Genomic DNA, 26,114 nt, shown 5'->3' with positions numbered 1-26,114 from the left:
GGTCGGCCCGCCTCAGCGGCGGGACGCGCTCAGCGGTGCCCCTCCGGGCGCTGCCGCCATCGGTCTTCCATCCGGTCCAGGATCGACCGTCGGCGACCGGACCGGCCACCGCGGGGACGACGACGACTCGTCGTGCCACCCACCACGTGCAGGTCGGGTGACTGCGCCCGCCGGTGCGACTGCACCGCGAACGCGGCCGACGCCAGCATGACGACGAAGCCCGCCACCGCCAGCGGTGGAGTCTTGATCACCGCGCCATAGACCAGTAGGGCCAAGCCAGCGATGATCACGCCGGCTGCGACGAGCAGGCGACGCCGCGCGTGGAAGCGCGGATCGCTGGCGCGCACGGCCGAGGCGAATTTGGGGTCCTCGGCAAGCGACCGCTCGATCTGCTCGAACAGCCGCTGCTCGTGCTCCGAGAGCGGCACGGCACTCCTCCCCGGTCACGTTGGTCGGCCCACTCGGGCCGACAGACCGTGGCAGCCAACCGGCTGCTTACCCGCAAGTCTACGAGGGGGGTCGCGCGTCGGAAAGCGGGACGACCTACGGGTGGGGTGGATTTTCCTTTCGATGAGCGTCACGGTCGGCTAACAGACTGGCCGGACCTATGACGGACCGCCCGAATCGGGCAGCGGCGGCGTCCGCGGCAGCTTCCGCCTCCCGCCAACCACGCTCGGGCGCGCCGAGGGTGAGTTGCCGGGGCGCGCCCTGCGCCGAGGTGAGCCCCTCGACCCGGACACCGACGAGGCGGATCCGCTCAGCCGGGTCCAGCGCGGTGTAGAGCGCCCAGACCGTGTCGAACATCTCCCGGGCCGTGTCCGTGGGTACGTCGAGGGTGCGGGAGCGGTTGACGGTGCGAAAGTCGGCCAGTCGTACCTTCAGGGTGACCGTGCGCCCGACGTGGCCGGCGCTGCGCAGCCGGACGCCGACCTTCGCGCTGAGCGCGAGCAGGGCACGGCGGATCTCCATCGGGTCTGCCACGTCGGCGTCGAAGGTCACCTCGGCGCCGATCGACTTGTCGACGTGTTCCGGGCTGACCCGGCGCGGGTCACGCCCCCACGCCAACTCGTGCAGGTGCGCCGCGGAGGCCGCGCCCACCGCTTTGCGCAGCATGCCGACCGGGGCCTCGGCGAGGTCCCCCACGGTGGCCAGGCCGAGCCGGCGCAGCGTCTCGGCGGCCCGCTCCCCCACCCCCCACAGCGCGTCCACTCCAAGCGGGTGCAGGAAGTCGAGGACCTGCCCGGCGGGTACGACCAGCAGGCCGTCGGGCTTGGCCCGGGTGGAGCCGAGCTTGGCCACGAACTTGCTCGGCGCCACCCCGACCGAGCACGTCAGCCCCTGCTCGTCGGCGACCCGCTGGCGGATCAGCCGGGCGATGGTGGCCGGCGGGCCGAACAGTTTGCGGGCGCCCGTGACGTCGAGGAACGCCTCGTCGAGGGAGAGCGGCTCGACCAGCGGGGTGACGTCCCGGAAGATCTGCATGACCGCCCGCGAGGCGGCCGAGTACGCGGCGAAGTTGGGCGGTAGGTAGACGGCGTGCGGGCAGAGGGCCCGGGCCCGGGAGGTCGGCATGGCGCTGCGCACGCCGTAGCGGCGAGCCTCGTAGCTGGCCGAGCTGACCACGCCACGCGAACCCACACCGCCCACCACGACCGCGCGGCCGCGCAGCTCGGGGCGGGCGCGCACCTCCACGGAGGCGAAGAACGCGTCCATGTCGACGTGCAGGATGCCGCTGGCGGAGTCGTCGGCGTCCGGCCCGAAGCGCGGATCACCGCCCCGGGGCAACGACTGACTGCGGCCCATCGGTGCAGGCTATCCCCGAGGTACGACACCAGCACCGGCCGGCTGGCCGGACCGCGCCCCGGTCAGCCCCGCACGACCAGCAGCGGCACGGTCAGCTCGGCGGCGGTGTCCGCCCCGTGGTACGCGACCAGCTTCGACGCCTTCGGCGGCTCGGTGCGACTGGCCAGCACGGCGTACGTGTCGTTGCAGGTCACCACGACGTCACCGATCCGGCCCAGGTGCTCCTCGGGCACCGGCCCGAACCAGCCGGTGGCGATCATCTCCGGGCGGGTACGCACCCGGGCCGCGTCGCCGAGCACGGCCGACCACGCGGCCACCACGTCGTCCACCGCTCCCGGCTCGGTGTGCAGGTAACGCACCCGGGCCTCGCCGGCCACCACCCGCAGGCCGTCACGCAGCCGTGGATCGGTGTCCAGGTCGAAGCGGTGCGCGACGGGGATGTCGAGTTGCCCGTGGTCGGCGGTGACCAGCAGCGCCGCGTCCGGCGGCAGCCCGTCGACCAGCCGGGCGAGCAGCAGGTCCACCTCGGTGGCGGCGCTTCGCCACGGCGCCGAGTCGACCCCGCTGAGGTGCCCGTGCCGGTCGAGGTCGGGGTGGTAGCCGGAGACCAGGGTCGGCCCGTCGCCGGCGGCCAGCACGGCCAGCATGGCGGTGGCCACCTGATCCGCGCCGGCGGCGCCCCGGAAGTCGCCGCCCCGGTTGGCGGCCAGGGTCAACCCGCTGCCGCCGAACTCCGGCCGGCTCACCACCGTCGTCGTCACACCGGCGGCCCGGGCCCGCTGGAGTTGGGTGGGCACCGGCTGCCAGCGCAGCGGCGACGGGTCGGCGGCCCAGTCGGTGTGGGTGAGCACCCGGTCGGTGCCGGGCACCCGCACCGTGAAGCCGAGGACCCCGTGCGCGCCGGGCGCGACGCCGGTGCCCAGCGTCACGAGGCTCGTCGGAGTGGTGGACGGGAAGCCGGCGACGAGGGGCCGACCCGCCGTCGCGGCCAGCCCGGCGAGCGTCGGGGCGTACGGCGCGGCGGTCGGCACCTGGTACCAGCCGAGCCCGTCGACGAGCAGGACGGCGATCCGGCGTACCCCGGCCAGGGCGGGCGTCAGGCCGAGCGGATCGGGCGAGCCGGGCACGCCCAGTACGGCGAGCGCGCTGGGCAGCACGTCGGCGAGGCGGCCGCCGGCCCGGTCGGGTGCGAGGACCGCCAGCGACGGGTCGAGGCCGGTCACCGGACCGCTGGCGGCCGGGGTACGCCCGTCGGCGGTCAGCTCCGGGCCGGACGAGCCGGCCGGCGTACCCCCGTCGGCGGGCCGCACCGGACGGGTCATGCCGGTCGGCGGGCGAACAGGTGCAGTTGGGCGGCCAGATCCCGGTAGGGGGGTTGGGCGGCCAGGGCCAGTTCCAGCTCGACCAGGGCCGCGGGCTGCCCGTCGGAGACGGCGGCCGGCAGCAGGTCGGCGAGCACGCGTACCCCGTGGATGTCCTCGACCTCCAGCCCGGCGGCGGTGAGCAGCGCGACGGCCTCGGGGGCGTCGTAGCGGCGGCGCAGGGTGTCGCGCGGCCCGGCGCTGCCGGCCGGGTCGGCGGCCAACGACGCCGCGACGTCCAGGTGCCCGTTCATGGCGCGGCCCAGCACGGCCGCCGCCCGGCCGGCCACCAGCACGCTCGCCGCGCCGCCGGGGCGCAGCGCGGTGGCCAGCGCGGCGACCACCGGCGCCGGGTCGTCGACGACCTCCAGGACGGCGTGGCAGAGCACCAGGTCGACCCCGGCCGGCTCGACCAGCCCGGCGAGGGCGTCGCCGTCGCCCTGCACGGCGACGACCCGGTCGGCGACCCCGGCCTCGGCGGCCCGTCGGGTGAGCGCGGCGAGCGCGTCGGGGCTGGCGTCGACGACGGTGACGCGGTGCCCGGCCCGGGCCAGCGGGACGGCGAAACCGCCGGTGCCCCCGCCGATGTCCAGCACGGTCAGCTCGGCGTCGCCGCGCCGGTCCAGTTCGGCGCGCAGCACCGACCAGATCACGGCGGTACGGGGGGTCAGCGGCGGCGCGGCGAACCGGCCTCGGGTCTGCTCCACCCGGTCGAGCCTAGTGGTCAGGACTGGGTGCCCTCGACCGCGTCCTCAGCCCGGGATCGACGCTCGTTGGCGACCGGACCGTTCGTCACCTCGTACTCACGGGGGTCGGTGAGGTGCGACGGCATCCAGCCGGCACCCAGCCGGGTCCGCCGGACGTTGGCGATTCCGCCACCGGTGTACGCGTGGTTTCCCATCACTTGTCAGTCCCCCTCACGGATCACGGGCCGCTCTGCCCGCTCAGGACGAGTCTCCCGCTCCGCGGCGACAGAAACCGTAATGTGGATCACTGTTCAGCGGAAGTCGCGGGATGCGGGACTGACCGGCGGCTCAATGGCGTCCAGCCGGTCGGCGACCAGGTTGGTCACTCCCTCGTGGCGTTGCAGTCGCCCCCGGACCACCAGCGCGGCGCTGGTGCGGGCCACCCGCCGATAACGCTGCCACAGACCCGGTGAACAGGTGACGTTCAACATCCCGGTCTCGTCCTCCAGGTTGAGGAAGGTCACCCCACCAGCGGTCGCCGGGCGCTGTCGGTGGGTGACGATGCCGCCGACCCGGATCCGCTGGCCCGGCTCCACCCGACCGAGCCGGGCGATCGGCACCGCGCCCAGCACGTCGAGCTGCCCCCGGATGAACCGGGCCGGGTGACTCTCCGGCGACAACCCGGTGGCCCACACGTCGGCTACCAGCCGATCCACGGCCTCCATGCCGGGCAGCGTGGGCGCCGCCGCGCCGGTCACCGTGCCGGGCAGCCGGCCCGGTCGGTCCTGGGCCGCCGCGCCGGCGGCCCACAGCGCCTCCCGCCGGGTCAGCCCGAAACAGGCGAAGGCGTCCGCGGTGGCCAGCGCCTCCAGCTGCGCGGCGGTCAGGCCGACCCGCCGGGCCAGATCCGGCATGTCACGGTACGCCCCACCGACCGTCCGCTCGGCCTCGATCCGCTCGGCCACGTCCGACCCGAGGGTACGTACGCTGGACAGCCCCAGTCGGACGGCCGGACCGCCCAGCCCCCAGGCGTGCGGCGGCTCCCCCGGCTCGCTGCCCCACCGGGTGTCCGGGGTGGACTCAAGCACCGCCAGGGCCCCGCTGGCGTTGATGTCCGGACGGCGGACCTCCACCCCGTGCCGGCGGGCGTCGTCGACCAGGGTCTGCGGCGAGTAGAAGCCCATCGGCTGGGCGTTGAGCAGCGCCGCCAGGAACGGGGCCGGGTGGTAGCGCTTGAGCCACGAGCTGGCGTACACCAGGTAGGCGAAGCTCATCGCGTGGCTCTCCGGGAAGCCGTAGCTGGCGAACGCGGTGAGCTTGCGGTAGACGTCGTCGGCCAGCTCGCCGGTGATGCCCCGCTCGGCCATCCCGGCGTAGAGCCGGTCGGCGATGCGGGTCATCCGCTCGACCGACCGTTTCGCGCCCATCGCCCGGCGCAGCTGGTCGGCCTCGGCCGCGTCGAACCCGGCCAGGTCGATGGCGAGCTGCATCAACTGCTCCTGGAACAGCGGCACCCCCAGGGTCTTCTCCAACGCGTTACGCATTAACGGGTGCGCGTACGTCACCGGCTCCTGACCGTTCTTGCGCCGGATGAACGGGTGCACCGAACCGCCCTGGATCGGGCCGGGACGGATCAGCGCCACCTCGACCACCAGGTCGTAGAACTCGCGGGGCTTGAGCCGGGGCAGGGTGGCCATCTGGGCGCGACTCTCCACCTGGAACACGCCGACCGAGTCGGCCCGGCAGAGCATGTCGTAGACCTCGGGATCGTCGAGCGTCATGTCGCCGAGATCCAGCCGGGACCCGATCATGTCGTAGCCGTAGTGCAGGGCGGAGAGCATGCCCAGGCCGAGCAGGTCGAACTTCACCAGGCCCACGGCGGCGCAGTCGTCCTTGTCCCACTGCAGGACGCTGCGTCCGGGCATCCGCCCCCACTCCACCGGGCAGACCTCGATCACCGGACGGTCGCAGATCACCATGCCGCCCGAGTGGATACCCAGGTGCCGGGGGAACGTCTGGAGCTCGTTGGCGTACTCCACCACCTGCTCCGGGATGCCCTCGACGTCGACCGTGGCGACCGAGCCCCACCTGTCGATCTGCTTGCTCCAGGCGTCCTGCTGACCGGGTGAGAAGCCGAACGCCTTGGCCACGTCCCGCACCGCGGACCGGGGCCGGTAGGAGATAACGTTGGCGACCTGCGCGGCGTGCTCCCGGCCGTAGCGGGTGTAGACGTGCTGGATCACCTCCTCGCGCCGGTCGGACTCGATGTCCACGTCGATGTCCGGTGGGCCGTCCCGCTCCGGGGCGAGGAACCGTTCGAAGAGCAGCCGGTGCCGGACGGCGTCCACGTTGGTGATCCGCAGCGCGTAGCAGACCGCTGAGTTCGCCGCCGAACCCCGCCCCTGGCAGTAGATGTCCTGCTCGCGGCAGAACGAGACGATGTCGTAGACCACCAGGAAGTAACCGGGGAAGCCCAACTCCTCGATCATGTTCAGCTCGTGGTCGAGCTGCGCGTACGCCGCCGGGTGCGCCTGCGGCGGCCCGTAACGCTCGTGTGCCCCGTCGGCGGTCAGCTTGCGCAGCCAACTCATCTCGGTGTGCCCCGGCGGCACCGGGTACGCCGGCAGCTGCGGCGCGACGAGCTGGAGGTCGAAGGCCAGCTCGGCGCCGAACTCGGCGGCCCGCGCCACCGCGCCCGGGTACGCGGCGAACCGCGCCGCCATCTCCGCGCCGCTGCGCAGGTGGGCGGTGGCCGCCGCGGGCAACCAGCCGTCGATCTCGTCCAGACTGCGCCGGGCCCGCACCGCGGCGACCGTGGTGGCCAGCCGACGCCGGCCAGGGCTGGCGTAGTGCACGTTGTTGCTGGCCACCGTCGGCAGCCCGGCCGCGGCGGCCAGCTCGGCGAGCGCGTCGTTGCGGTCGGCGTCGACCGGATGACCGTGGTCGGTCAACTCCACCGCCACCGTCTCCGCGCCGAAGAGCGCGGTCAACCGGTCCAGCTCACGGGCCGCCGCGTCCACCCCCTCGGTGAGCAGCGCCCCCGGCACGTGCCCCTTGCGACAGCCGGTCAACACCAGCACGTGATCCTTCAGCTCGGCGGCGACCTCCTCCAGCTCCCCGTAGACCGGGCGGCCCTTCTCCCCACCACGTAACTGGGCGCGGGCGATGGTGGTCGCCAGCCGGGCGTACCCCTCGTGGCCGTGCGCCAGCACCAGCAGGTGCGCGCCGTGCGGGTCGGGTTCGCCGTTCTGCGGGCCGGGCAGCCCGAGCGACAGCTCCGCGCCGAAGATGGTCGGCAGGCCCAGCATCCGGGCCGCCTCGGCGAACCGGACCACCCCGTAGAAGCCGTCGTGGTCGGTGACGGCCAACGCGGTGAGCCCCAGCCGGGCCGCCTCCTCGGCCAACTCCTCGGGGTGGCTCGCGCCGTCGAGGAAACTGAAGTTGGTGTGCGCGTGCAGCTCCGCGTAGGGCACCACGCCGTCGGGACGGGCCAGCTCCGGCGGCTCGTACCGCTCGCGGTGGCGACTCCAGGCCGGCGAGTCACCGCCGTCGGCGTCCACGGCGAGCGGATCCACCACGTGCAGGTGCCGCTCGGCGCGCGGCCGCCCGCCGCCGGCCCGGCCGGAGAGCACGCTCTCCAGCTCCGACCAGGGCATCTTCGGGTTGTGAAAGCTCATCAGATCGCCCCCAGACCGACCGCAACCGGATTGATCCACTCGACGTCCCGGAAGTCGGGCTGTCCGAAGAGGTGGGACACCCCAGCTTCCGGGAAGTCGAGTCGATCATGGCCGGCTGAACGCTCAGTCATAGATCGCCTCCACCAGCCACTGCCCCGACTCCACCGCGAGCAGCAGAGCGGCACCGTCGGCGAGACTCACCTGGAACCGGGCCCGGCGGCGGGCCTCGGCCGGCGCCCACCAGCGCTCGTCCACCGGCCACGGCCCGGCCCAACCCACGATCTCCGCCGGCTGACCGGTGCCGACCACCAGTCGGGCCGGTGGGGCACTCACCGCCAACCGCGCGCTGATCACCACCGGCTCGCCGGCGGCGTCGTGCACGGTCGCGGCGAGTGGGCTGGGCAGCACCACGGCGGGCGCGGGCGGCGGCAGCCGACCCGGCCACGGCGGGATACCCCCACCCCGGCCGGCCGCGGAACCAGCACCGCTACCGCCACCAGCACCAGCGCCCACGCCCGCACCCCTACCCGCGCCCGCACCCATGCCCGCGCCCGCACCCCTACCCGCGCCCGCACCCATGCCCGCGCCCGCACCCATGCCCGCGCCCGCACCCATGCCCGCGCCCGCACCCATGCCCATGCCCGCGCCTGCGCCGGTGTCCGCACCGGCACCCATGGCCGCGCCGGCAACGGCCGGTGGGCCGGGATGGGCCGGTGGGCCGGGTCGGGCCGGGAGCCGCTCGTCGCCCCACGGCACGAGGCGCACCTGGTCAGCCGGGGAACGCCCGCCACCGAGCACCGCCGTGACCACCGCTTCCGGGCCGAGGATGCCCTGTACGCGGCTCAACGCCCGGTGCGCCCGCTCCCGCTCCTCGCCGGTCTCCCCCCAGAGGCCGGTCTGCAGGCCGGCCTGGGCGACCACCCCGTCCGGGATCAGCCGCAGTCGGATGATGCCGGCCGTCGGGCGGGCCGGGCGGGCGCCGGCGCGACCGTTGCTGCCGGAGAGCCAGCCGTCGAGCTGCCAACGCACCCGATCGGCGATGGCGGCGGCGGTGAGCAGACCGTCATGCCGCCACACCCGGTGCAGCTCCTGCCCGTGCTCGGTAACCGCCTCGATGCCGAGTCGGGTGCAGGCCAGCCCGTGCCCGGCGAGCCGGTCGTGCAACTGCTCGGCCAGGGCACGGGCGGCGAACGCCGCCGCGTCGACCCGGTCGATCGGATCGTCGTACCCGGCGGTCACCGTCAGGTCGGCCGGCGGCTGCCGGACGGCGAGCGGGCGGTGGTCCCGGCCGGCGGCCAGCCGGTGGGCCAGCGCGCCGTCGAACCCGAAGCGGGCCAGTACGTCGCCGGCCGGTAGCGCGGCGAAGTCACCGAGAGTCCGCACCCCCAGCCGGCGCAGCAGGTCAGCCAGCGCGGACCGACCGAGCGCCTCGACCGGCATCCCGGCCAGGAACGCCGGCGTCCCACCCGGCGCCACCACCCGGCCGGTGCGGGCGGCCAGCCCCGCGGCGAACACCCCGTCGGCGATGCCCACCTGGCTCTCCACCAGACACGACTGGGCGACGTGCTCGATGAGCCGCTCGGCGGCCGTCTCCTCACCGCCGAGGTAGCGACTCGGGCCCCGGGCGGCAACCGCACAGGCGCCCGGCCGGACCACCTCGACACCGGCCACCAGTTCCTCCAACGCGGCGACCACCGGCTCGAACGCCCGGGCGTCCCGGCCCGGGTCGTAGTCCACGACGGTGAGCTGCGGACAACGACCCTGCGCCTCCCGCTTGCGCAGCCCTCGGCGTACGCCTTCGGCGCGGGCCCGCTCGGAGCAGGCGACCACCCGGTTGGCGTGCAGTACGGCGACCGGGCCGGTGGCTGGTATCCCGTCGACGATCTCGACGGCGAGCACCGGCCAGTCCGGGCACCACAGCAGCAGGGTCCGGGTCGGCGAGCCGGTCACCCCGACCCGACCAGGGCGAGCGGCCCGGACGGTCGGCCCACGGTCGATCGCACCGTCCGGGGAATGACGCGGGTGAGCTCGGCGTCGGGGAGCCAGACCTTGATCTCCTTGGGGCGGGCGGCTGCTCCCCGCCCGCGCGCCGACACGGTGACCTCCCGGCGGCGCAGCCGCCCCCGACCCTGACCGAGCCCTTCCCAGACCCCGCGGACCACCTGCAGCGTCACGTCCGCGCCGTCCCACCGGCCGTACGGGACGAGCACGCTGCCGCGCTGCCGGGCCCGGGCGGCCAGCCGGGTGGCGACCGAGGCGGAGACCGCGGCCGGTACGGCGGTGACCACGACGTCCACCCCGTCGATCAACGCGGCGACCACGGTGGCCCACTCGGGACCCGGATTCGGCACCAGGGCGAGCCGGTCCAGGGAGATGCCCAGCTCGGCCGCCGCGCCCGCGCCGAACGTCGGCACCCCGACCACCGCACACCACGAGCCGGCCCGGGACGCCTCGGCCAGCAGCGCGAGCACCAGCGAGGTGCCCCCACTGCGGCGGGGCTGACCGGCGGCGACAGCGATCGTGCTGCCCCGGCGTAGACCCCGGTTGGGCAACAGGCCGGTCAGCTCCGGCGTCACCGGTAGCACGCGGTGGCCGCCCACCGGATCGGGCGCGCTCGCCGGGCGTACCAGATCGGCCAGCGCGGCGGAACCCACCACCATGCGGCCCGCCATCGGACCAACCCCCCGTCGTTGCTGTGGAACAGATCAGGCCGCACCGTGACGCCGGCCGCCCGGCTTCCCTTCCAGGCGGCCGGCGTCCCGGCGGTCTCACGCCGCGAGGCCGTCCAGGGCTGGTTGGTGTGCCACGCCGAGCGCGGTCTCCACCACCGTGACGAACTGTTCGGCGGCGCGGAGCAGGTCATCGGCCTCCCGGGCGCTGACCACCCGGGGGATGCCGGCTTCGGCGGCGGCGCGCTTGCTGGCCCCGGCGGCGAAGAACCGGGCCCACTCGTCGAGCTCGGGGGCGACGGCGCAGAGCAGCACCCAGACGCTGGTGATCCGGTTGCGCCGGCTCGGGGCGGGACGGGCCCGGGCGGCGAGCAGGGCGGCCGCCGCGCGCAGCGCCGCCAGGTGGGCGGCCGCGTAGCGCAGGCCGTCGGGTCGGGTCTGGCCGGCCTCGACCAGCCCACGGCGGGCCAGGGTGAGGAGCTGGGCAGGGGTGCGGTGCGGCAGCACGTGCGCCGGCACCGTCGGTGCCTGAGCCGGGTTGGTCGGCATGGACTGTCTCCTCCACGTGGCCGGGGCGTCGGTCGGGGCGATGGTGCCGCCGACGAGACGCCGAGGTCGGGTGGGTGCGGAGGAAGACGCACCGGGGGTGGCCGGCCGGGTGTGGATGCTTCCCCACACCACACCCGGCCGGCGTACCGGCGGGTTCGTCGCCCGCCGCCCGGGGGTCGTGGGCGGCGGGCGACGCTCCTGCCTGATGGGACCGGGCTCGCGACTGCCCGGAAACCCAGGTGCGGCCCGCGGAGCCGCACCGGCCGGAACTGGCGCCGCGAAACGCCGCGCTCCGGCTGGTTGGAACGAGCGTACGAGGCAATCGAACACTCGTTCTAACTGCTGCTGACAGTACACCTCCCCTCCGACGAAAATGCAACGTGTGACGCGCCAGGACTCGCCGTGACGTGTGCCGGGGTGAACCGGCGCACACGGACCGGGAAGAATGACGGGATGCAGCCACACCCGAACGTACGGGCGGTGCAGGACGCGCTGGACGGCGCTGGCGCGCTCGACGACACCGGTCAGCCCAGCACGGTCCGCCTCCTGCCCGACGCGGTGCACACCGCGGCGGCCGCCGCCGAGGCGCTCGGCGTCGAGGTGGGCCAGATCGCCAACTCGCTGATCTTCGACGCGGACGACGCGCCGCTGCTCGTGCTCACCTCCGGCGCGCACCGGGTGGACACCGCCGGTCTGGCCGCGTCCATCGGGGTCACCCGGCTGCGCCGGGCCACCCCGGAGTTCGTCCGTGAGCACACCGGCCAGCCGATCGGCGGGGTCGCCCCGCTCGGGCACCCTCGGGCGCTGCGCACCCTGGTGGACACCGCGCTGGCGCCGTACCCGCAGATCTGGGCGGCGGGCGGCGTACCGCAGGCGGTCTTCCCGACCACCTACGCCGAACTGCTGCGCGTCACCGCCGGCACCCCCGCCGAGGTGGCGTGAACGCCGTACCGGAGCTGGTCACCCTGCACGTGTGGCGGACCGCCCGGAGCGCGCTGCCGCGGGCGCTGATGAGGATGGCGGTGGATCCGCGTCGGCTGCGCGCCCTGCCAGGCGTCCGGTTCGGCAAGCTGCTGGGCACCGGGACGGGCACCGGCTTCGGCCCCGGTGACGCCGACCTCACCAGGTGGGCGGCGCTGACCGTCTGGGACTCCCCCGCCGCGGCGGCCGGCTTCGACGACTCGCCGGTCGGGCGGGCCTGGGCGCGCATCGCCCAGGCGCAGGTCCGGGTCGACCTGCGTCCGCTGAGCAGCCGTGGCGAGTGGTCGGGCGAGCGGCCGTTCGGCGAACCACCGGGCGGTCGGGTGGCCGGGCCGGTGTTGGCGTTGACGCGGGCCCGGCTGCGGGCACGTCGGGCGGCCACCTTCTGGCGGGCGATCCCGCCGGTGGCGGCGGCCCTGCGCGACGCGCCGGGGTTGCTCGCCCGGTTCGGCGTGGGTGAGGCCCCGTTGGGCTGGCAGGGCACGGTCAGCGTGTGGCGCGACCCGACGGACCTGGTGGCGTTCGCGTACCGTCACCCGGAGCATCGGGCGGCGATCATGCGAACCCCCACCGCGGGTTGGTACGCCGAGGAGCTGTTCGCCCGGTTCGAGGTACGCGACGTGGTCGGCGACCGGACGGTCCTCGGGTGGGTCGCCGACGGCGACCAGGCGACAGTGAAGGGTGGACGGGCATGAGGTTGGTGCGCTGGACGCCGGACGACCTCGTCCGACGACTGGACGATGTGGTGGCCGTCTACGGCGAGGCGATGGGATACCGCACCGACCTGTTGGAGGCCCGGCGCGGCTACATCGCCACCCACGTCCGCCGACCGGGGTTCCGGGCCGTGGCCAGCCTGACCAGCGAGGGTCACCTCGCCGGCTTCGGGTACGGCTATCTGGGCAGCGCCGGCCAGTGGTGGCACGACCAGGTGCACCGGGCGCTGGACGGGCCGACCCGCAAGCGCTGGCTCACCCACTGCTTCGAGGTGGTCGAGCTGCACGTCCGCCCACCCGCGCAGGGGCACGGCCTGGGCGCCGGCCAGTTGCGGGCGCTGCTCACGATGGCCGAGGGCGACACCACGCTGCTGTCCACCCCGGAGGCGGAGGAGCAGACCTCGCGGGCCTGGCGGCTGTACCGGCGCTTCGGTTTCGTCGACGTGCTGCGCGACTTCCACTTCCCGGGTGACGAGCGGCCGTTCGGCGTACTCGGCCGGGATCTGCCGCTCGATCCCCCGGCGTCATGACCCGGCGGGTCTCCTGGGCGCTGCTCGGCGTCCTGGTGTTCGCCCAGATCTGCTACCCGCTGACCACCGGCACGACCCGGGCCGGGCTGACCGTGGCCACCGTCGTGCTCGGCTGGCTGCTCTCGGTCGGTCACGCGCTGCTCAGTCGGGGCCCCCGGGTGGCGGCGGCGCTGGTCGCGGTGGCCACCGGCGGTGGGTTCACGATCGAGGCGATCGGGGTGGCCACCGGTGTGCCGTTCGGCAGCTACGACTACTCGGGCGAGCTGGGTCCCAAGCTGGCCGGGGTGCCGTTGATCATTCCGTTGGCGTGGACCTGGATGGCCTGGCCGGCCTGGCTGGCCGCGGTCCGCCTGACCGGCGGCGGCAGCGCCCCGACCGACGACGGCAGGGGCTCGACCGTCGGACGGTGGGTGGGCAGGATCGCGTTGGCCGCCGTGGGCCTGGCGGCGTGGGACCTCTTCCTCGACCCGCAGATGGTCGCCGAGGGCTACTGGATCTGGCGCGACGCCACCGGAGCGTTGCCCGGCCTGACCGGCATCCCGGTCAGCAACTACCTGGGCTGGCTGCTCTTCGCCGTGCTGCTGATGAGCGCGCTGCGCCCGCTGGCCGGTCCGACCGCCGAGCGCACCGACCGGCGGGACCACCCGATGGTCGCGCTCTACCTGTGGACGTACTTCTCCAGCATCCTGGCCCACGCCGTCTTCCTGGACCTGCCCGCCTCGGCGCTCTGGGGCGCCGCCGGCATGGGGGTCACCGCCGTGCCGCTGACGGTGACGCTGCTGCGCGCCCGCCGGAACGGCGGGACCCGCCAGGAGGATCACCGGCCGGACCGTACCGGCGTCGACGCGACCCGATGACCGTCCTGTCCGTCCTGCTGGTCGCCGTTGCCGCGTTGACCGCGCACACCTGGGTCAACGCGGCCCGCTGGCTGCGCCGGCCCACCGACGCACCGGACGAGGTCGGCGAGTCGGTGGCCGTCCTGCTGCCGCTGCGCGACGAGGCCACCCGCGTCACGCCCTGCCTGCGTGCCCTGCTCGCCCAGCGCGGCGTGCCCGGGCTGCGTGTCGTGGTCCTCGACGACGGCTCCACCGACGGCACCGCCGACGTGGTCCGCGCGGTGGCCGGCGACGACCCCCGGGTCACCGTGCTCACCGGGGTCGCCCCGCCGCCAGGGTGGCTGGGCAAGCCGCACGCCTGCTGGCAGCTCGCCACCCGGGCCGCCCCGGAGGCCACCGCGCTGGTCTTCGTCGACGCCGACGTGGTGCTCGCCCCGCACGCCGTGGCGGCCGCCGTCACCGAGCTGCGCGCCGCCCGCGCGACGTTGCTGTCGCCGTACCCCCGGATCGTGGTGTCGACGGCGGCCGACCGGCTGGTCCAGCCGTTGTTGCAGTGGCTCTGGCTGACCTTTCTGCCGCTGCGGGCGATGGAACGCTCGGCGCGGCCGTCGCTGGCCGCGGCGGGCGGCCAGTTCCTGGTGGTGGACCGGGCCGGCTACACCGCCGCCGGCGGGCACGCCGCCGTCGCCGACAAGATCCTGGAGGACGTCGAGCTGGCCCGGGCGGTCAAGCGGGCCGGCGGACGGATCGCCCTGGCCGACGGCTCGCGGCTGGCCACCTGCCGGATGTACGACGACTGGCCGCAACTGCGCGACGGGTACTCGAAGTCGCTGTGGGCGTCGTTCGGGCACCCGGGCGCGGCGGCGGCCGTGGTGGCGGCGCTGCTGCTGCTCTACACCGCCCCGCCGCTGGTCGCGCTGGGGGGTCTGGTGGCCGGCGCGCCGGGGGTGGCCACCGTGGGCCTGGCCGGCTACCTGCTCGGGGTGGCCGGGCGGGTGCTGACCGCCCGCGCGACCGGGGGCCGGTGGTGGCCCGACGCGCTCGCACACCCCGTGTCGGTCGTGGTCCTCGGTTGGTTGACAGTGCGGTCGTACCATCTGCGGAAGCGACGCCGCCTCACCTGGCGGGGCCGTCCGGTCAGCTAGGGAGGGCACGGCATGGCGCGGATCGTGGTCGTCGGCGCCGGGGTGGGTGGCCTCGCCACCGCCGCCCGGCTGGCCGCCACCGGACACCAGGTGACCGTCTTCGAGGCCGCCGACAGGGTCGGCGGCAAGCTCGGCCGGTACGCGCACGACACCCCGGCCGGGTCGTTCCACTTCGACACCGGACCGAGCCTGCTCACGCTGCCCGAGGTCTTCCACGACCTGTTCGAGGCGACCGGGGCGAAGCTCGACGAGTACCTGGACCTGGTCCCGCTGGACCCGATCGTCCGGCACGTCTTCGGAGGCGGCGGCCCGACCCTGGACTCGTGCGCCGACCCGACGGAGTTCGCCGCGCGGATCGGGGCCGCCCTCGGTGACCGGGCGGCGGCCGACTGGCAGCGGCTGTGGCGGCGCGCCGCGCGGGTGTGGGAGGCGTCCTCGCGGGACATCCTGCGCCGTACCGTCGACTCCCCCCGCGACCTGGCCTCGCTGGCCTGGCGGCTGGGCGACCTGGCCGCCATCGCGCCGGGCCGCACCCTGCGCGGCCTGGGCCGCCGGCACCTGTCCGACCCGCGACTGCGGATGCTGCTGGACCGGTACGCCACCTACACCGGCGCCGACCCACGCCGGGCACCGGCGGCGCTGGTCGCGGTCCCCTACGCCGAGCTGGCCTTCGGCGGTTGGTACCTGCGCGGCGGGCTGGGCACGCTCGCCGACGCGCTGCTGACCCGCTGCCTGGACCTCGGCGTGGTCGTGCAGACCGACACCCGGGTCACCCGGATCGACGCGACCGGCGGCCGGGTACACGGGGTACGCCTCGCCGGTGTCGCCGCGCCCGTGCCCGCCGACGTGGTGGTGGCCAACGTGGACGCCCTCACCGTCTACCGTGACCTGCTGCCGCACCCGCGCCGGCTGGCCGGCCTGGCCGACCGCAGCCTCGCCGGGTTCGTGCTGCTGCTCGGCGTCTCCGGCGACACCGGGCTGGCCCACCACAACGTCTTCTTCCCGCGCGACTACGACGCTGAGTTCGACGCGGTCTTCGGCGACCCGGGTCGGGGCGTACGGGCCCGGCCGGCGGCCGACCCGACGGTGTTCGTCACCGTGGCCGACGACCCGATGGCCCGACCGGCCGGGCACGAAGCGTGGTTCGTGCTGGTCAACGCCGCCCGGCAGGGCACCGCCGGTGGGGCGGTCGACTGGCGACGCCCGGGGCTCGCCGACGCGTACGCCGACCGGATCCTGGAGGTGCTGGCCGAGCGCGGCGTGGACGTGCGGGACCGGCTGCTGTTCCGCGAGGTGCGCACCCCGGCCGACCTGGACACCGCGACCGGGGCGCCGGGCGGCGCGATCTACGGCACCGCCGGCGGTCTGCTCCGCCCGGCCAACCGGGGCCCGGCGCACGGACTGTGGCTGGTGGGCGGCTCCAGCCACCCCGGCGGCGGGCTGCCGATGGTGACCCTCTCCGCGCAGATCGTCGCCGAGGAGATCGGCCCCGCCTGGTAGCCGGCGTAAGGAAGGGCACCTTATTAACGCCTGCGGTAGAGGAAGGGCCCCTTGCTAACGCCGTCGGAGATCAGCCGGCGTCGAGGAGCGCGCGGCGGACGGTGGACAGCAACTGCCCCAGCCCGAAGCCGGCGAGCAGCACCCAGACCGCGGTCGCCATGGTGATGGTGCCGGCGGCCAGCTCCGGCTCGATCAGGCCGGCCAGCCCGGCGACCACCAGACCCGCCAGCGCGACCGATACCCGGGTGGGTCGCTCGCCGACGGTCACCGCGCCGATCTCACGCATCCCGGCCAGGGCCGCGCGGGCCCGGACGTACTCGTGCAGCCAGGACAGCGCGCCGGCCGCGACGACCAGCGCGCCCGGCGCGCCGACCAGCCAGAACGCGAGCAGCCAGGCCACCTCGCCGAGCCGGTCGGCCAGCGAGTCGTAGACGTAGCCGAGCCGGGTGGTGCGGTCGGTGGCGACGGCCACGGCGCCGTCCACACTGTCGGCCACGGCGGCGAGCAGCACGAACAACGCGCCGAGGAACGGGCCGTCGCCCGGCCGGGTCGCCAGCAACGGTACGCAGAAGCAGAGCAGCACCCCGACGACGGTGACCGGGGTGGGGCCGATCCGCAGCCGGCCCAGCACGTACCCGACGTGGTAGGCGAACCGCAGCCAGGCGCGGACCACCGGCGCGGCGACCCGTGGGTCGAACCCGCCGTGCAGCCGCGCCCACGCCGTGGCGTACTGGTCCCAGTTCAGCTGTGTGCCCACCTGAGGATCAACCGTCGTGCCGGGCATCAGGTGTCGCCGACTCCGCGTTCACACCCGCGCGCCGGCCTTGAGGTTCTGCCAGACCTCCCGCGTGGCGGTGGACCGGTTGAGGGTGATGAAGTGGATTCCGGGGACGCCCTCGTCCAGCAGCCGGCGGCACATCTCGCTGGCCTGCTCGATGCCGAGCTGGCGCACCGCCTCCGGATCGTCGGCCACCCGCTCGAAACGCGCCGCCAGCGCGGGCGGGAAGGGCGCCCCGGAGAGCTGCACGGACCGCTCGATGGTGCCGATCTGGGTCACCGGCATCACCCCGGCCAGGATCGGGGTGGCGCAGCCGGCGGCGGCCACCCGGTCACGCAGGCGCAGGTAGTCGTCGGCCTCGAAGAACATCTGGGTGATCGCGAACTCGGCGCCGGCCCGGCACTTGCGGACGAACTGCGCGGTGTCGCTGGCCACGTCGGGCGAACGGGGGTGCTTGTACGGGAAGGCCGCCACGCCGACGCTGAAGTCGCCGGAGTCACGGACCAGCCGGACCAGGTCCTCGGCGTAGTCGACGCCCTCGGGATGCCGGACCCACTCGCCGCCCGGGTTGCCGGGCGGGTCACCGCGCACCGCCAGCACGTTGCGCACTCCGACCCCGGCGAGCCGCCCGATGACGTGTCGCAGCTCGGCCACGGAGTGGTTGACGGCGGTCAGGTGGGCCATCGGCAGCAGGGTGGTGTCGGTGGCGATCCGCTCGGTCACCGCCACGGTGGTGTCCCGGGTCGAACCGCCCGCGCCGTACGTGATCGACACGAACGACGGGCGCAGCGACTCCAGCTCGCGGATCGCCTGCCAGAGCAGCCGCTCCCCCGCCTCGGTCTTGGGCGGGAAGAACTCGAACGAGAACGTCGGCTGACGGTCACGGATGAGCGCCCCGATCGCCGGCTGCGGATTGGGGAGTACCGAGGGAAGACCGAGCGCCACGACCCGACTCTAGCGGGCGGCGCCGTCGGGACCCAGGAGCTTCCCACCGTCGCCCACGAGTCGGTCGATCCCGGTCCTGCGGCGCGGCCGGGCCGCCTGCGGCGGACTCCACAAACTCGGGTCGGATAAACAGCGAACGTCTGGCGATGGCGTCACCTCTGCGGTCGAGCTGGTAACAGTCGAGCCAGCACCAACCGTCGTAGGTGACCCAGTCGAGCCTTCTGATGACCCGGACGGTTATCGGGATCATGAATTGAACGCTGACCTTCCGATCGAGCCGCAGGACATCACCGGCCTTCACGGCTGCTTCCTAGCGCGCCAGAGCTTCAGGGTGAGTCCAGCGGCTCTGAGCTTCGTACAGCCATCCTGTCGGCAGCGTGGGCAGGTCTTGCGGATGTGCAGATCCACTACGAAACCGGCCATGATCACAGGGAACGGTGGCTCGGGCCTGATCTCCTCAAGCATCATGGCGGCCGTCCCGCCGGCTGCGGCGCTTCCATCGATCCATCAGCTGCCTCCCGATTGCTTGGGTGGCCGACACGCAGTGCCTACCCCTAGATCACTCAGCGTGCCGGCCACACTGCAACCGTAAACCTGTCTAGTCAGCCTGTCCAGACAGGTAATGTCGTGTCATGGCGAACAAGCGGTCGGGAAGATCCGGAGTACGGTGACGGGCGTGCCTACCCCGCACCCACAGCCGCGGCGCTACCGGCAGGTTGCTGACGAGCTACGCCACCGGATCGAGGCCGGCGTGATCGCTCCCGGCTCCTTGCTGCCCAGTGAATCGACCTTGATGGCCGAGTTCGCAGTCGCACGCGGGACCGTTCGTGAAGCGCTGACGCTACTGCGGGCAGAGGGCTTGGTGATGACAGAGGTTGGACGAGGCACCTACGCCCGTCCGAACATGCCCGTGCGTCGACTCGCCTCCGAGAGGTACCGCAAGGAGCTGGAGCAGGTTCGCAGCGGCCAGCTCGGAACGTCCTTCACCGCTGATCAGCAGGTCGAGTGGTCTGCCTACAGCCTCGACAGGAGCTTCGTCGAGGTGCCGGCTACCGAGCCCATGGCCGAGCTGTTCGGGGTGGAGCAAGGGACGATGCTGCTGGAGCGCCATTTCCTGTTCCGTACTCACGGCGTGCCGCAACAGATGTCCGTCTCGTCACTGCTGCTCGACATGGTCGCCGGCACTCCGGTAGCCGACCCGGACAACGAGCCCTGGCCGGGTGGCAACACCTCACAGCTCTACAGCCTTGGGCACACCATCACTGCCATACGTGAGCGGCCACGATGGAGAATGCCCACTCTGGATGAGGTTGAGGCTCTGCAGATCCCTGGCGGCGTTCACGTCGTAGTGATTACTCGACAGACGTATGTCGGTGACCGCGTGGTCGAGGTGGCGCACATCGTCAGGCGTGCGGATCTGGTGGAGCTGGACTATTGGATCGACCTCGCGTGAACCGACTCTGCTCTTGAGCTGAGACAATTTCCAACCGGGTCTGACGGGGAAGTCGTCGTACCCCGAAGGTAGGAATGGGGGGCGCGGGAGGGGCGGCGGGGGCGGCCCGGTTTCCGGCGCGGGGGTCACGCAGCCGAGGTGCGCCCGGCCCGTTCTGCACGGGCGGACGTCACCGCGTCGACGTCCCGCCGGGAGGACCCATGACCTCGCCCGCACCGCCGTACCGCACGCAGCTCGGGCCACTGCTGGTCCGGCATCGGCTGGCCCGGGGGTGGAGCCAGCGGCGGGCCGCCGCCGAGTTGTGCGCCGCCGCAGGCGTGCCGACGTTGAGTCGGAACGAGGTCTCCCGGTGGGAGCGGCAGCGACGCGTACCCGGTGAATTCTGGCTCGGCTGGCTCGCCGTCGTGCTGGACGTACCCCCGATGGTGCTCACCGAGGCGGCCGTGCGCGCCCGGCAGACCGGACCGCCCGCGGCCGCCGGGCCGGGCCGGCGCGGCGTGACGGGAACGCGGCCGGCCGGGCGGGCAGGTGGCGGCCGGGCCGGCGGGAGTACGCGTGGCGGTGGGGCGCGGGCCGTGGCGACCCGCTAGCGTCGTGGCGTGACCCATGCTGCTCCCGTGTCCCCCGTCGACCGCGCCGGCCTGCGGCAGCGGGTCGACGAGGCGCTCACCGAGTTCCTGGCCGGCCAACGGGCCCGGTTGACCCTGGTTGACCAGGCCCTCGTTCCGGTGGCGGAGGCGATCGAGGCGTTCGTGCTCGGTGGCGGCAAGCGCCTGCGCCCGGCGTTCGCGTACTGGGGATTCCGAGGCGCCGGCGGGGTGGACGGCGACGAGGTTCTCACCGCGCTCGCGGCGCTGGAGTTCGTGCAGGCCAGCGCCCTCATCCACGACGACCTGATGGACCGCTCCGACACCCGGCGGGGCGAGCCGGCGGTGCACCGGCGGTTCGCCAGTCGGCACCGGGCGGCGGGCTGGGGTGGCGACGCGGACGGGTTCGGCGACGCCGCCGCGATCCTGCTCGGCGACCTGTGCCTGGTGTGGTCCGACGAGCTGCTGCACTCCGCCGGCCTGGACCTGCGGGCGCTGGCCCGGGCCCGGCCGGTCTTCGACGAGATGCGCACCGAGGTCACCGTCGGGCAGTACCTTGACGTGCTGACCCAGGCCACCGGGGACACCTCGCTGGAGCGGGCCGGCAAGGTGGCCCGGTACAAGTCGGCGAAGTACACCGTCGAGCGTCCGCTGCTGCTCGGCGCCGCGCTGGCCGACGCGGGCGAGGAGGTCCGGACGACCTACTCGGCGTACGGGTTGCCGTTGGGTGAGGCGTTCCAGCTCCGCGACGACGTGCTGGGGGTCTTCGGCGACCCGGCGCAGACCGGCAAACCGGCCGGGGACGACCTGCGCGAGGGCAAGCGCACCTACCTGGTGGCGGCGGCCGTGGAGACCACCGACGACGCGGGCCGGGAGCTGCTGCTCGGTCAGCTCGGCAACCCGGACCTGGACGAGCAGGGTGTGGCCCGCCTGCGCGAGCTGATCCAGGCGAGCGGGGCCCTGACCCGCACCGAGCAGCGCATCGTGACGCTCACCGACATGGCCCTGGCCGCCCTGAGTGCCGTAGACCTGGACACCGAGGCCCGCCAGGCCCTGGTGGACCTGGCCATAGCCGCCACCCGCCGAGCCGACTAACCCCCTGCCTGTCCCCGTCCCCGTCCCACGCTGCGTCGATCTTGCACTTTCGGTGGCGACATAAGGGGCAGACCAGCCCATCACGGCAACACAAAGTGCAAGATCGGCGCAGTGTGGGCCTGGGGGCTTCCCACACCACGCGGGTCGGTTAGAAGCCCAGGGCTTGGGCGCGGCGTTTGACCTCGCGGGCCTGGTCGCCGGAGAGGGCCGCGGCGGGAGTGTTGCCGGGGAGCGTGTCGTCCCGCTCGTAGAGCCAGCGCATGGCCGCCTCGTCGTCGTAGCCGTTGTCGGCCAGCAGGTTGAGCACCCCGGGCAGGTGTTTGATAACTGTCGCGTTGGCCACCAGGTCCGCGGGTATCCGGCGTACGCCGTCGCGGCGGACCGCCAACAGCTCCCGGTCGCGGATCATCTGGTGGACCTTGCTGATCGACACGTCGAGCCGCTCGGCGACGTCGGGCAGGGTGAGCCAGCCGGACGGGTCGGTGGGGCCGGCGAGCTCGGGGTCGGGTACGGATTCGGTCACCCGATCACCCTGCCACGCCGTCGGCGGCGGAAGCCATCGGCACCCCACACGCACCGTCGGTGAGCAGCGGATCAGGGCTGGTGCCGGGGCGCCGGCCCACGACGGGACGGACCGGTACGTCCTCGGGCTGTAGCATCCTGTTCAACTCTCACCCCCTGGACACATAGACTCCCTGCCGATGGACACACAGGTCGCCGACACGTTGCTGGGCTCGCTTATCGACGGGCGCTACCGCATTCGCGGTCGCGTGGCCCGTGGTGGCATGGCGACCGTGTACACCGCCACCGACGAGCGCCTCGAGCGCACCGTCGCAGTCAAGATCATTCACCCGACCCAGGCGCCCGAGGCGCGGGCCCGGGTCGCCAACTTCGTGGCCCGGTTCACCGACGAGGCCAAGACCATCGCCCGGCTGACCCACCCGAACGTGGTCGCGGTCTACGACCAGGGCACCCACGCCGGCCTGCCGTACCTGGTGATGGAGTACGTCCGTGGCCGCACGCTGCGCGACGTGCTGGCCGAACGACGCCGACTCAACCCGGACGAGGCGCTGGCCATCGCCGAGCAGATGCTCGCCGCGATCGCCGCCGCGCACCGGGCCGGCCTCGTGCACCGCGACGTCAAGCCCGAGAACGTCCTGGTCGCCGAAGCGCCCACCGGCGGTGTCGCCAACCTGGTGGACAGCGTCGTCAAGGTGGCCGACTTCGGGCTCGCCCGCGCGGTCGAGGCCAGCGCCGACGACGAGCAGGGCAACCAACTGATGGCCACCGTGGCGTACGTCGCCCCGGAGCTGGTCACCGAGGGTCGGGCCGATCCGCGTACCGACGTCTACTCCGCCGGCATCGTGCTGTTCGAAATGCTCACCGGTCGGGTGCCGTACGACGGGGGCCGTCCCGTGGACGTCGCCTGGCAGCACGTCGACCGGGACGTGCCGGCGCCCTCGACGCTGGTGCCCGGCCTGCCGCCGGCCCTCGACGCCCTGGTGCAGCGCGCCACCCGGCGTGACCCGTCCGCCCGGCCCGCCGACGCCGGCGCGCTGCTGGCCGAGGTCCAGGTGGCCCGGGACCAGTTGGTCAACGTCAACAGCACCAGCACCGCCGTCCTGCGGCGGATCACCGACGAGCCGCCGGCCTCCCAGCCGACGATGATGGTCGCCGCGATCCGCCCGGCGCAACGGCCGACCTGGGCTCGGCTGCCCGAGGGCGGTGCGCAGGGCCCGGGTCGTCGGCGGGCCGCACCGGAGCCCGCCGAGGGTCTGGCCGCGCGGTTCGCCGAGTTGCGCACCAGGATCCTGGGCAGTTCCCAGGGTCGCCTGGCCTTCGCGGCCGTGGTGGTGACGCTGGGCCTGGTGGCCGCGCTCGGTGGCTGGTGGTTCGGCGTCGGCCGCTACACGTCCGCCCCGCAACTGGTCAGCCTGAACAAGGCCGAGGCGCAGGCCCAGGCCGAGCGCGCCGGTCTGACCCTGGCGTACGGGGAGCCCCGCTTCGACGAGAAGGCCCCGAAGGACAGCGTGCTGGGGCAGAGCCCGGCGTCGTCGAGCAAGATCGTCAAGGGCGGCACGATCACCCTGACCCTCTCGTTGGGCCCGGAGCGCTTCCCCGTGCCGGACGTGATCGGCAAGGAGTACGAGCTGGCCGAGGCCGATCTGGTCAACGCCCAACTGGTGGTCGCCAAGGGCACGCCCCGCTATGACGACACCCTGCCGGCCGGCGTCGTCCTGGACAGCAACCCGAAGGTGGGCGCCGAGGTCAAGCCGGGCACGAAGATCACGCTGATCCTGAGCCGTGGCCGGGCGCCGGTGACGGTGCCGAACCTGGTGGGCAAGAGCCTGGCTGAGGCGCGCACCAAACTGGGCCAGCTCGGCCTGGTCCCGGTGGAGAGTTTCAAGGACTCCGACAAGCCCAAGGACGAGATCCTCGGCCAGAGCCCGGCCGACGGTGGGGGCGTGGAGAAGGGCACCGAGGTCAAGCTGGAGATCAGCAAGGGACCGCCGCTGGTCGTGGTGCCCCGGATGATCGACCTGCCCTGCCAGCAGGCCAAGCAGGTGTTGGAGAGCCAGGGCTACCCGGTGACGATCGTGCTCAACCCGAACGCCACGGTCCGGATCCAGGCCCCGGGCGAGAACTCGCAGGTGCCCCCGGGCACCCCGGTCACCCTCACGTGCTTCTGATGACGGCGGACACCACGCGCCCGGTGGGCGCGCACACCCCGACCTCCGGCGGGCTGGCCAGGGCGGCCCTGCCGTACCTGGACGCGACCGGCGCCGCAGCCGTGCAGGTGTACGTCTCGAACTCGCGGGGCTGGGCGCTGCCACCGGGCGACCCGGCGCAGGACGCGCTGTTCCGCGACGGCTGCGTCGAGCGGGGCATCCCGGCGTTCATCCACGCCTCGCTGCTGGTCAACCTGGGCTCACCCACCCCGGCGACCGTCGAGAAGTCGGCGCTGACACTGGCGCACGCGCTGCGCCGGGGCGTGGCCATCGGCGCGCGTGCGGTGGTGTTCCACGCCGGCAGCGCGGTCGACGAGGGGTACGCCGAGGAGGCGATGCGGCAGGTCCGTCGGGACCTGCTGCCCCTGCTCGACTGGACGGCCGAGGCGGGCGGACCGATGCTGCTGGTCGAGCCGAGCGCCGGTGGCGGCCGTTCCCTCGCCTCGCGGGTCGAGCAGCTCGGGCCCTACCTCGACGCGGTGGACCGGCATCCGATGCTCGGCGTCTGCTTCGACACCTGCCACGCCTGGGCGGCGGGGCATGATCTGGCCGCCGAGGGCGGCATGACCGCGACCCTCGACACGCTGGTGGCCACCGTGGGAGCCGACCGGTTGCGGCTGGTGCACGCCAACGATTCCAAGGATCTGTGCGGTTCCACCCGGGACCGGCACGAGAACATCGGCAAGGGCACCATCGGCGAGCCGGCGTTCGCCGAGCTGATGGCCCATCCGGCCACCGCCGGCGTCCCCGTGGTGGTGGAGACCCCGAGCGAGAAGCAGCTCGGCCACAAGGCCGACATAGAAACCCTGACCCGCCTCAACCCCTGAGGTGATCAAGAGGTTCGCGTCATCCGGAAGCCGAATTCTGACGCGAACCTCTTGATCAACGCGGAAGATGTCGGGTCAGCCGGACAGAACCTTGGTCAGGGCCCGCTGCGCGTGGTCCAGGCCCTCGTCGTCCAGGCCCAGGTGGGTGACCAGGCGAGCGGTCCGGGGGCCGAGCACCGAGATCAGTACGCCCTCCTGGCGCGCGGCGGCGGCCAGGGCGCGGGCGTCCAGCGCGTGCTTGGTCAGGTCCAGCGGAACGAGGTTGGTGCGGACCGTGGTGGCGAGCACCCCGAACGGCGCGACCGCCTCGGCGAGCCGGGCCGCCCTCGCGTGATCCTCGGCGAGCCGGTCGACGTGGTGCGCGAGCGCGTACCGGCCGGCGGCGGCGAGGATGCCGGCCTGGCGCATGCCGCCACCCATCCGCTTGCGGATCATCCGGGCCCGAGCGATCTTCTCCGCGCTGCCCACCACCAGCGAGCCGACCGGCGCGCCGAGCCCCTTGGAGAGGCAGACGGACAGTGTGTCGAACAGTCCGCCGTACTCGGTCAGCGACACCCCGTCGGCGACGTGCGCGTGCCAGATCCGGGCGCCGTCGCAGTGCAGCGCCACCCCCGCGTCGTCGGCGACGCCGCGCAGCCCTCGCAGGGTGTCCAGCGGGATCACGCCGCCGCCACCCCGGTTGTGGGTCTGCTCGACGGCGATCGCGCGGGTGGGCACGGCGAAGAAGCCGTCCGGACGGATCATCCGGGCGACCACCTCCGGGTCGATGTCCGCGCCGACGGTCGGCCAGGTCCGCGAGGAGATTCCGCCGTACGCGGCGGCGGCCCCGATCTCGTACGTGACGACGTGCGCGTCCGCGTCGCACAGCAACTCCTCGCCGGGCGGCACGAGCAGTTGCAGGGCGATCTGGTTGGCCATCGTCCCGCTCGGGGCGAACAGCGCCGCCTCGTGGCCGAACAGCGCGGCGACCTGCGCCTCCAGCGCGTTGACGGTGGGGTCCTCGCCGTAGACGTCGTCACCGACCTCGGCGGCGGCCATCGCCTCGCGCATCCCGGCGGTCGGCCGGGTCACCGTGTCGGAACGCAGGTCGACAAACGCGTCAGCCACTGTCGTCCTTTCGGCTGCCGACTGCGGGGCTCGCAAGCTCACTCCTCGCGTCAGCCACTGTCGTCCTTTCGGCTGCCGACTGCGGGGCTCGCAAGCTCACTCCTCGCGTCAGCCACTGTCGTCCTTTCGGCTGCCGACTGCGG

Annotated in this window: 25 protein-coding genes; 11 read left to right on the top strand and 14 right to left on the bottom strand. The window is 73.8% G+C overall.

The features are described 5' to 3' along the window. Window positions 1-29: 29 nt before the first annotated feature. From ABZ272_RS09545 to ABZ272_RS09500, 10 genes are all read right to left on the bottom strand, one after another. Window positions 30-428, bottom strand: coding sequence for a DUF3040 domain-containing protein (locus ABZ272_RS09545; protein WP_007463044.1), 399 nt, complete (start codon window positions 426-428; stop codon window positions 30-32). Between the two features lie 115 nt (window positions 429-543). Then, a complete protein-coding gene (locus ABZ272_RS09540) occupies window positions 544-1,803 on the bottom strand; it encodes a DNA polymerase IV (RefSeq protein WP_355049452.1) in 1,260 nt (419 codons plus the stop codon). Window positions 1,804-1,865: 62 nt separating this feature from the next. Continuing rightward, the gene (locus ABZ272_RS09535; protein ID WP_355049451.1) at window positions 1,866-3,125 is read right to left on the bottom strand and encodes a nucleotide pyrophosphatase/phosphodiesterase family protein; all 1,260 of its coding nucleotides are present in this window, start codon (window positions 3,123-3,125) and stop codon (window positions 1,866-1,868) included. Beyond that, on the bottom strand, window positions 3,122-3,892 hold the full coding sequence (locus ABZ272_RS09530; protein ID WP_355049615.1) for a methyltransferase domain-containing protein: 771 nt from the start codon (window positions 3,890-3,892) through the stop codon (window positions 3,122-3,124). The genes ABZ272_RS09535 and ABZ272_RS09530 overlap by 4 nt, the downstream gene beginning before the upstream one ends. Beyond that, window positions 3,889-4,068, bottom strand: a complete 180-nt coding sequence (locus tag ABZ272_RS09525) for a hypothetical protein (RefSeq protein WP_355049450.1) — start codon at window positions 4,066-4,068, stop codon at window positions 3,889-3,891. Before ABZ272_RS09525 ends, ABZ272_RS09530 begins: the two co-directional genes overlap by 4 nt. 93 nt (window positions 4,069-4,161) lie before the next feature. After that, window positions 4,162-7,527: an error-prone DNA polymerase gene (locus ABZ272_RS09520; RefSeq protein ID WP_355049449.1), complete on the bottom strand. Its 3,366-nt coding sequence runs from the start codon at window positions 7,525-7,527 to the stop codon at window positions 4,162-4,164. Further along, window positions 7,527-7,658 carry a hypothetical protein gene (locus ABZ272_RS09515; RefSeq protein WP_355049448.1) on the bottom strand — a complete coding sequence of 44 codons (132 nt, stop codon included), beginning with the start codon at window positions 7,656-7,658 and terminating at the stop codon, window positions 7,527-7,529. Before ABZ272_RS09515 ends, ABZ272_RS09520 begins: the two co-directional genes overlap by 1 nt. Further along, the gene (locus ABZ272_RS09510) at window positions 7,651-9,477 is read right to left on the bottom strand and encodes a DNA polymerase Y family protein (protein ID WP_355049447.1); all 1,827 of its coding nucleotides are present in this window, start codon (window positions 9,475-9,477) and stop codon (window positions 7,651-7,653) included. Before ABZ272_RS09510 ends, ABZ272_RS09515 begins: the two co-directional genes overlap by 8 nt. Beyond that, complete coding sequence (locus tag ABZ272_RS09505; RefSeq protein WP_355049446.1) at window positions 9,474-10,199, bottom strand: hypothetical protein; 726 nt, start codon at window positions 10,197-10,199, stop codon at window positions 9,474-9,476. The genes ABZ272_RS09510 and ABZ272_RS09505 overlap by 4 nt, the downstream gene beginning before the upstream one ends. 96 nt (window positions 10,200-10,295) lie before the next feature. Next, window positions 10,296-10,745, bottom strand: coding sequence for an SAV_6107 family HEPN domain-containing protein (locus ABZ272_RS09500; protein ID WP_234589090.1), 450 nt, complete (start codon window positions 10,743-10,745; stop codon window positions 10,296-10,298). A gap of 453 nt (window positions 10,746-11,198) precedes the next feature. Between ABZ272_RS09500 and ABZ272_RS09495 the strand changes: the two genes are divergently transcribed. The 6 genes from ABZ272_RS09495 to crtI are packed head-to-tail and all read left to right on the top strand — an operon-like array spanning window position 11,199 to window position 16,450. Continuing rightward, window positions 11,199-11,687, top strand: a complete 489-nt coding sequence (locus ABZ272_RS09495; protein ID WP_355049445.1) for a YbaK/EbsC family protein — start codon at window positions 11,199-11,201, stop codon at window positions 11,685-11,687. Next, on the top strand, window positions 11,684-12,421 hold the full coding sequence (locus ABZ272_RS09490) for a monooxygenase (RefSeq protein WP_355049444.1): 738 nt from the start codon (window positions 11,684-11,686) through the stop codon (window positions 12,419-12,421). Before ABZ272_RS09495 ends, ABZ272_RS09490 begins: the two co-directional genes overlap by 4 nt. After that, complete coding sequence (locus ABZ272_RS09485; protein WP_355049443.1) at window positions 12,418-12,969, top strand: GNAT family N-acetyltransferase; 552 nt, start codon at window positions 12,418-12,420, stop codon at window positions 12,967-12,969. Before ABZ272_RS09490 ends, ABZ272_RS09485 begins: the two co-directional genes overlap by 4 nt. After that, entirely contained in the window at window positions 12,966-13,826 is an 861-nt protein-coding gene (locus ABZ272_RS09480) for a carotenoid biosynthesis protein (RefSeq protein WP_355049442.1), read from the top strand. The genes ABZ272_RS09485 and ABZ272_RS09480 overlap by 4 nt, the downstream gene beginning before the upstream one ends. Then, window positions 13,823-14,950, top strand: a complete 1,128-nt coding sequence (locus ABZ272_RS09475) for a glycosyltransferase family 2 protein (RefSeq protein WP_355049441.1) — start codon at window positions 13,823-13,825, stop codon at window positions 14,948-14,950. Before ABZ272_RS09480 ends, ABZ272_RS09475 begins: the two co-directional genes overlap by 4 nt. 12 nt (window positions 14,951-14,962) lie before the next feature. Beyond that, complete coding sequence (crtI, locus tag ABZ272_RS09470) at window positions 14,963-16,450, top strand: phytoene desaturase family protein (protein ID WP_355049440.1); 1,488 nt, start codon at window positions 14,963-14,965, stop codon at window positions 16,448-16,450. A 70-nt stretch (window positions 16,451-16,520) separates the two neighbouring features. Here the strand turns inward: crtI and ABZ272_RS09465 are convergent, their stop codons facing one another. Further along, window positions 16,521-17,234: a CDP-alcohol phosphatidyltransferase family protein gene (locus tag ABZ272_RS09465; RefSeq protein ID WP_355049439.1), complete on the bottom strand. Its 714-nt coding sequence runs from the start codon at window positions 17,232-17,234 to the stop codon at window positions 16,521-16,523. A gap of 21 nt (window positions 17,235-17,255) precedes the next feature. Further along, on the bottom strand, window positions 17,256-18,173 hold the full coding sequence (gene metF, locus ABZ272_RS09460) for a methylenetetrahydrofolate reductase [NAD(P)H] (protein WP_355049438.1): 918 nt from the start codon (window positions 18,171-18,173) through the stop codon (window positions 17,256-17,258). A 676-nt stretch (window positions 18,174-18,849) separates the two neighbouring features. On the opposite strand from metF, the gene ABZ272_RS09455 reads away from it, so the two are divergent. From ABZ272_RS09455 to ABZ272_RS09445, 3 genes are all read left to right on the top strand, one after another. Continuing rightward, entirely contained in the window at window positions 18,850-19,626 is a 777-nt protein-coding gene (locus ABZ272_RS09455; protein WP_355049437.1) for a GntR family transcriptional regulator, read from the top strand. Between the two features lie 200 nt (window positions 19,627-19,826). Then, window positions 19,827-20,216: a helix-turn-helix domain-containing protein gene (locus ABZ272_RS09450; protein ID WP_355049436.1), complete on the top strand. Its 390-nt coding sequence runs from the start codon at window positions 19,827-19,829 to the stop codon at window positions 20,214-20,216. Window positions 20,217-20,225: 9 nt separating this feature from the next. Next, a complete protein-coding gene (locus ABZ272_RS09445; RefSeq protein ID WP_355049435.1) occupies window positions 20,226-21,308 on the top strand; it encodes a polyprenyl synthetase family protein in 1,083 nt (360 codons plus the stop codon). A 148-nt stretch (window positions 21,309-21,456) separates the two neighbouring features. On the opposite strand, the gene ABZ272_RS09440 is transcribed toward ABZ272_RS09445, so the two are convergent. Continuing rightward, window positions 21,457-21,831: an Rv2175c family DNA-binding protein gene (locus ABZ272_RS09440; RefSeq protein WP_355049434.1), complete on the bottom strand. Its 375-nt coding sequence runs from the start codon at window positions 21,829-21,831 to the stop codon at window positions 21,457-21,459. A gap of 178 nt (window positions 21,832-22,009) precedes the next feature. Here ABZ272_RS09440 and pknB point away from each other — a divergent pair, with 178 nt between their 5' ends. Both pknB and ABZ272_RS09430 read left to right on the top strand, forming a co-directional pair. Continuing rightward, on the top strand, window positions 22,010-23,998 hold the full coding sequence (pknB, locus tag ABZ272_RS09435; protein WP_355049433.1) for a Stk1 family PASTA domain-containing Ser/Thr kinase: 1,989 nt from the start codon (window positions 22,010-22,012) through the stop codon (window positions 23,996-23,998). Then, complete coding sequence (locus tag ABZ272_RS09430) at window positions 23,998-24,864, top strand: deoxyribonuclease IV (RefSeq protein ID WP_355049432.1); 867 nt, start codon at window positions 23,998-24,000, stop codon at window positions 24,862-24,864. The genes pknB and ABZ272_RS09430 overlap by 1 nt, the downstream gene beginning before the upstream one ends. Window positions 24,865-24,939: 75 nt before the next feature. Here ABZ272_RS09430 and ABZ272_RS09425 read toward each other — a convergent pair whose 3' ends face one another. Next, entirely contained in the window at window positions 24,940-25,971 is a 1,032-nt protein-coding gene (locus ABZ272_RS09425) for a GntG family PLP-dependent aldolase (protein ID WP_355049431.1), read from the bottom strand. Window positions 25,972-26,114 lie beyond the last annotated feature (143 nt).

Source organism: Micromonospora sp. NPDC005979 (assembly GCF_040614415.1).
GTDB lineage: Bacteria > Actinomycetota > Actinomycetes > Mycobacteriales > Micromonosporaceae > Micromonospora.
The sequence above is the reverse complement of the archived record's forward strand: the minus strand, read 5'-3'. Positions and strand labels throughout refer to the sequence as shown.